We start from the raw sequence: 4,946 nt of genomic DNA on the forward strand, positions 1-4,946 counted from the left end.
GCCATCAGCGCCGGGTCGCGGACCAGCAGCACGCCGCCTTCATAGGTCGTCAGGCCCTTGCCCACCGCCAGGCTGAACAGCGCGATGTCGCCCTGCAGGCCCACGCTGTGGCCCGCTACGCGGGCGCCCAGGGCCTGGGCGGCGTCTTCGATCACATAGGCACCGCAGGCCTGGGCGCGGGGCAGCAGGCTGGCGACATCGGCCACCCTGCCACCCAGGTGGGTGGGCACCACGGCCAGGGTGCGGTGGCTGAGCACGGCATCCAGCGCTTGGCCCTCCATGTCCAGGTGGTCGGGCGACAGATCACAGAGCCGCAGCTGCAGCCCGCATTGCGCGACGGCCATTGCCACCAGCGGGCAGGTGTAGGCGGGCACCACCACCTCGCAGCGCTCGGGGGCGAGCTGCTGCAGCGTACGCAGCGCCAGCATCAGCGCAGAGGTGCCGGAGCATTCCAGCAGCACCTCGTCTACCCCCAGCCAGGCGGCCAGCGCCCGGTCCAGATGCTTGTCTCCCCAGGGGCGAAGATCGGCTAAGCGCAGCGCCAGGCCGGCGGTAGGGGGCACGGAGATGCGGTGCGCTGTCATCGGCGGTGGCCCTGGCGATTGCCTGCCATCAGCGGGCGGCCGCGCTGGCGCCGGCAGGGTTGTCAGTCGGGTCCTCTACTGGCTCGGTGGAGCCATGGTCCTGGGCTTCGCTCACGGCCAGGCAGGCAATGCCGGCAATGATGAACCCGCAGCCCAGAATCTGGGGCAGGCCGATGCTCTCCTGGAACAGGTAATGGGACAGCGCCAGCACCGAGATGATCTCCAGGTGCGAGGCGGCAAAAGCCGGGCCCACGGGCGCGCGCCGCAGCAGATGCATCCATGTGAAAAAGGCGCCGATGTAGCCGATCAAGGCGCCGTAGATCCATGGCTGGGCAAACACACGCCAGAGCCAGGAGGGGCTCAACTCCAGCGGCAGCGCGGCATCGCCTGCCTTCTTGAGGCTCAGCTGGGCCAGCGTGTCAAAGGCCATCAGCACCAGAAAGCCGACCAGGTAGAAGCGCTTCATGCCATCACCCCTTGAGGCCCACGACGGCCACGCCAATGGAGACGAGCACAATGCCCGCGACCCGCATCGGTGCGAGCTTTTCCTTGAACAGAATGCGCCCGGCCACCATGATGGCCACGATGTTGATGCTGCCCAGCAGCACGCCATCGGACAGGGGCACCAGCGACAAAAAGGCCAGCCAGGCGACAAACTCGATCACATAGCAGGCGCCGCCGATCCAGATCCAGGGGCGCACGAGCATGAAGCGCCAGTGCGCCATGCCGGTCGCCGTGCCCGGGGTCTGGCTGGCGGCGGCCTTGAAAGCCAGCTGCCCGCCGCTGTCGACCAACACATTGATCAGCCACAGGCTGATGACCAGGGGGGTGATCTCAGTGCCCATGGGTGGCGGCCTGTGTTGGTATGCCACCAAGGCGGGCCACAAAGTCATGCACCTTGGCGATCACCGTGCGGCGCTCGCGGTCGATGGTGATCATGTGGTAGCAGTTGTCGAGCAGCACGACCTCGACCTGCGCATGGACGGCGCCAGCGGCGATGTCCTCGGCATTCGAGCGGTGGGAGATGTCGTCTTCCTTGGCATGGATGGCGAGGCATGGCGCGCGCAAATCCCGCAGATGGCTGCGGACATGGGCCGAGAGCCGGCGCAGCTCGATGATGGACCACCAGGGATTGCCGGGCAGGCCGGCTGCAGCGCTGTCGCCGCCATGCATTTGCGCGACCACCCTGGCGCGCAAGGCCTCGTCCTTGATGCCGTAGGGCGGTGCTTCCATGAACACGCTGTGGCGGCCAATGCCCAGCAGGCGGAACAGCGGCAGCAAAAAGGCCAGCTTGGTGTAGCTGGGAATGCTCCAGCCGTCATAGCGGAACGTGGTGGACAGCGCCGCCACGCCCGCCACCTGGCGCGGGTGCGAGGTGGCCACCGCCAGCGACAGCAAGGCGCCCATCGACAGGCCGCCGACCACCACGCGGTCGACATGGGGGGCAAAGCGCAGCAGCGCCGATTGCACGCTGGCGAGCCAGTCGGTCCAGCGCGTCTGCACCAGGTCCTGCATGCTGCCGCAGTGGCCGGCCAGTTGCACCGCATAGACGGTAAAGCCTTCGCGGTTGAGGCCCTTGGCCAGCAGGCGCATCTCGGCGGGGGTGCCGGTCAGGCCATGCACCAGCAGCACGCCGGTGCGCGCGGCAGCGCCGGAGCCGGGCATGACGAATTCATGGGGCGTGAGGCACAGCGTCTGCAAGGCCGCTTCTGCCGCTCTTTCCTGGGGTTGGCCGGCCAGATGGCGGGCGAGTGCGTCATTGGCTTTCATGCGACGGCCTCCTGCTGCTGCATGAACTGCAGGAGCCAGGGCGTGGCATCGCTGAAACCCTGAAACGGTGCATGGGCAATGCCATGGCGCTCGCAGTGGCCGATCAGCCGGTACTTGGCCAGCACATAGTCGGCCTCGTGCGAGACGCAGAAGTCCGAGCTGCTGTCGCCCACATACAGAACCCGGCCGGCCAGCGTTTTCTGCGTGGCCAGGCGCTCGCATTTGCAGTTGCCACTGGCACGCTTGCAGTGCGGGCTGGCCCAGGGGGATTCCAGCGACCAGCGGCGTGTGTCCTGCTGTACCAGGCGGTTGGCGATCACCTCCAGATGGCCCAGGCCGTGGCGTGCCAGCACATGTTCGATGGCGTAGTCGATGCCGTCGCTGACCACCTGAACGCGCAGGCACAGCGCCTGCGCTGCCTGTACAAAGCCGGGGAAGCCGGGGTCGATGGCGATGCTGTCCAGGTGCGCGTCCAGCTCCTGCTGGTCCATGTCCAGCAGCGCGACCTGGCCTTGCATGCAGGCGCGCGAGCCGATCTCGCCGCGCTCCCAGGCGTCTTCCAGGTCAGTCCAGCCGGGCCGGCCAAAGCGCTGCAGCAGGCTGTCGGTGACATCGACCAGGCTGATCGTGCCGTCAAAGTCGGACTGGACCATCCAGCCCGTGGTGTTGTGGCAAGCGGGCGCCTGCGCAAGCATGTATTTATTCATGGAAGCTCACTCTCACGTTCTGGCCCACGCGCACATGGATGGGGGCGGTCTCGAATTCAAGCACGCACTCGACCACGCGCAGCGGGCCGCGCTGGGCGTCGTCCTGCAAGGTCGACGGCCCGTACATGGGGTTGATGCGCAGCACCCGGGCCTCGGGCAGCGCGGTGGCGCTGTCGTTGTCCAGCACCACACTGGCGCGCATGCCCTTTTGCACCGTGCCGGCAAAGCTCTCGTTGAGCTCGGCGCGGATGCGCAGCGGGCGCAGCGGCAGCAGACGCATCGCCGCCTGGCTGGTGTGTACCTGGCTGCCGACCTGGGCGCGCAGATGCACGACGGTGGCCGCTTCCGGCGCATGCAGTGCATAGAGGCGCTGGCGCTCGCGCAGCTGCTGGGTCTTGGTCTGCGTCAGCTGTACCTCGGCCTGTGCCACCTCGGTCTCGGACTGCGCATTGCGCAGCGCGGCCTGGGCGTTGTCCACTTCCTGCAGATCGGCAGCGCCATCGCGGGCGGCAGCCTGCAGGCGCTTGAGCTGGGTCTGCAGCAGCGGCAGCTTGGCGGCCAGGGCCTTGTGCTTGGCCTGGGCCAGCCGGTAGGAGGACTGGGCGACGGCCAGCTCGGCGCGCAGGTCCTCGTCATGGACCTTGAGCAGCAGCTGGCCGGCCTGCACCTGCTGGCCTTCGCGCACGGCGATCTGCTGCACGGTGCCATCGACGGCGGTGGCCAGCTCCAGCAGGCCGCCATCGACTTCGATCTTGCCCCGGGCCACGGCCACCGGGCTTTGGTGCTGCTGGCTGGTGCTGGGGGCGGGGGGGCTGTCCGCTGCCGGTGTGCAGCCTGCGAGCCCGCCTGCTGCCAGGCAGAGCAGACCCAGCACCTGCCAGGCATGCGGCAAGAGCCAGGGGGTTGCGGGGATCTTGGTCACGCGGGGTTCTCCATCAGGGTGTTTTGGCGCCGGTCGCTGTAGACGGCGCCGTCTTCCATATTCAGTACGCGGTCGGCATGCCCCACCAGGCGCGGGTCATGGCTCACGCACAGCACCGTGGTGCCATGGCTGCGCGCGACGCGGTGCAGGATGTCGATCACCCGTTGTCCGCTTTCGGCATCCAGCGCGCTGGTGGGCTCATCGGCAAACAGCAGCTGGGGGGCCTTGGCCAGCGCGCGGGCAATGGCCACGCGCTGCTTTTCGCCGCCCGACAGCTCGGCCGGGCGCATGTGCGCGCGGTGGGACAGGCCGACTTCGTCGAGCGCATCCTGGGCGCGCTTCAAGGTCTCGGCGCGCCGTATGCCCAGGTAGCCCAGCGGCAGCTGCACCTGCTCGAGCGCCGTCAGCGCCGGGAACAGGTTGAAGCCCTGGAACACAAAGCCGGTATGCAGCAGCCGAAAGCGCTCCATCTCGCGGGCGGGCATGGTCGTCAGGTTCTGGCCGAGTGCAAAGGTCTGGCCGTCATCGGGGGTGAGCAGGCCCGACATCAGCGACAGCAAGGTGCTTTTGCCGCAGCCCGAGGGGCCGGAGATCAGGGTCAGCTCGCCGGCGTACAAATCGACCGACAGATCCTGCAGGACCTGGATGCGGATGGCGCCTGAGACATAGGTCTTGCGCAATCCGACGGCCTGCAGGCTGGGTGTTGGAGGGGTGGTGGTGGGCATGGCGATGTCCTTCAGCGCAGCAAGGTGGCCGGGTCGGTGCGCAGCAGCACGCGCATCGCGCCCAGGCCGGACAGCAGCGCCAAGGTGGCCACCAGGGCGGCGCAGGCCAGCGCGGCTTGCAGGTTGAGCGCAACGGGCACCCGGTAGACCTGGGCGAGCGAGACCAGGGCCACGCTTGCGATGCTGGTGAGCAGCAGGCCGGCAGCGCCGATCCAGCAGGCCTGCTCCACCACCACCC

At 68.2% G+C, this 4,946-nt stretch carries 7 protein-coding genes and 1 pseudogene; all 8 read right to left on the minus strand.

All coding sequences use genetic code 11. The annotated features are described in order from the left end of the window. Positions 1-584: DegT/DnrJ/EryC1/StrS family aminotransferase (locus H928_RS0103580; protein ID WP_021025285.1), on the minus strand; the 584-nt coding region annotated here is incomplete at its 3' end. A gap of 28 nt (positions 585-612) precedes the next feature. Beyond that, a complete protein-coding gene (locus tag H928_RS25970; RefSeq protein ID WP_021025286.1) occupies positions 613-1,050 on the minus strand; it encodes an EamA family transporter in 438 nt (145 codons plus the stop codon). A 4-nt stretch (positions 1,051-1,054) separates the two neighbouring features. Next, the gene (locus tag H928_RS0103590) at positions 1,055-1,429 is read right to left on the minus strand and encodes an EamA family transporter (protein ID WP_021025287.1); all 375 of its coding nucleotides are present in this window, start codon (positions 1,427-1,429) and stop codon (positions 1,055-1,057) included. Next, positions 1,419-2,354, minus strand: a complete 936-nt coding sequence (locus H928_RS0103595; protein ID WP_021025288.1) for a carboxylesterase — start codon at positions 2,352-2,354, stop codon at positions 1,419-1,421. Before H928_RS0103595 ends, H928_RS0103590 begins: the two co-directional genes overlap by 11 nt. Then, complete coding sequence (locus H928_RS0103600; protein WP_021025289.1) at positions 2,351-3,061, minus strand: MtnX-like HAD-IB family phosphatase; 711 nt, start codon at positions 3,059-3,061, stop codon at positions 2,351-2,353. The genes H928_RS0103595 and H928_RS0103600 overlap by 4 nt, the downstream gene beginning before the upstream one ends. Next, the gene (locus tag H928_RS0103605) at positions 3,054-3,983 is read right to left on the minus strand and encodes an HlyD family secretion protein (protein WP_021025290.1); all 930 of its coding nucleotides are present in this window, start codon (positions 3,981-3,983) and stop codon (positions 3,054-3,056) included. The genes H928_RS0103600 and H928_RS0103605 overlap by 8 nt, the downstream gene beginning before the upstream one ends. Further along, positions 3,980-4,708 (minus strand): ABC transporter ATP-binding protein, encoded by a 729-nt coding sequence (locus H928_RS0103610; RefSeq protein WP_021025291.1) that lies wholly within the window; start codon positions 4,706-4,708, stop codon positions 3,980-3,982. The genes H928_RS0103605 and H928_RS0103610 overlap by 4 nt, the downstream gene beginning before the upstream one ends. A gap of 11 nt (positions 4,709-4,719) precedes the next feature. After that, positions 4,720-4,946, minus strand: a pseudogene (locus H928_RS0103615) (ABC transporter permease); the annotation flags it as partial.

Source organism: Comamonas sp. B-9 (genome assembly GCF_000410635.1).
GTDB lineage: Bacteria > Pseudomonadota > Gammaproteobacteria > Burkholderiales > Burkholderiaceae_C > Comamonas.

What these genes read in the sequence shown, in the direction of transcription:
- H928_RS0103595 (WP_021025288.1), bottom strand. Translation starts at nt 2,354, where the DNA reads ATGAAAGCCAATGACGCACTCGCCCGCCATCTGGCCGGCCAACCCCAG.
- H928_RS25970 (WP_021025286.1), bottom strand. Translation starts at nt 1,050, where the DNA reads ATGAAGCGCTTCTACCTGGTCGGCTTTCTGGTGCTGATGGCCTTTGAC.
- H928_RS0103600 (WP_021025289.1), bottom strand. Translation starts at nt 3,061, where the DNA reads ATGAATAAATACATGCTTGCGCAGGCGCCCGCTTGCCACAACACCACG.
- H928_RS0103610 (WP_021025291.1), bottom strand. Translation starts at nt 4,708, where the DNA reads ATGCCCACCACCACCCCTCCAACACCCAGCCTGCAGGCCGTCGGATTG.
- H928_RS0103590 (WP_021025287.1), bottom strand. Translation starts at nt 1,429, where the DNA reads ATGGGCACTGAGATCACCCCCCTGGTCATCAGCCTGTGGCTGATCAAT.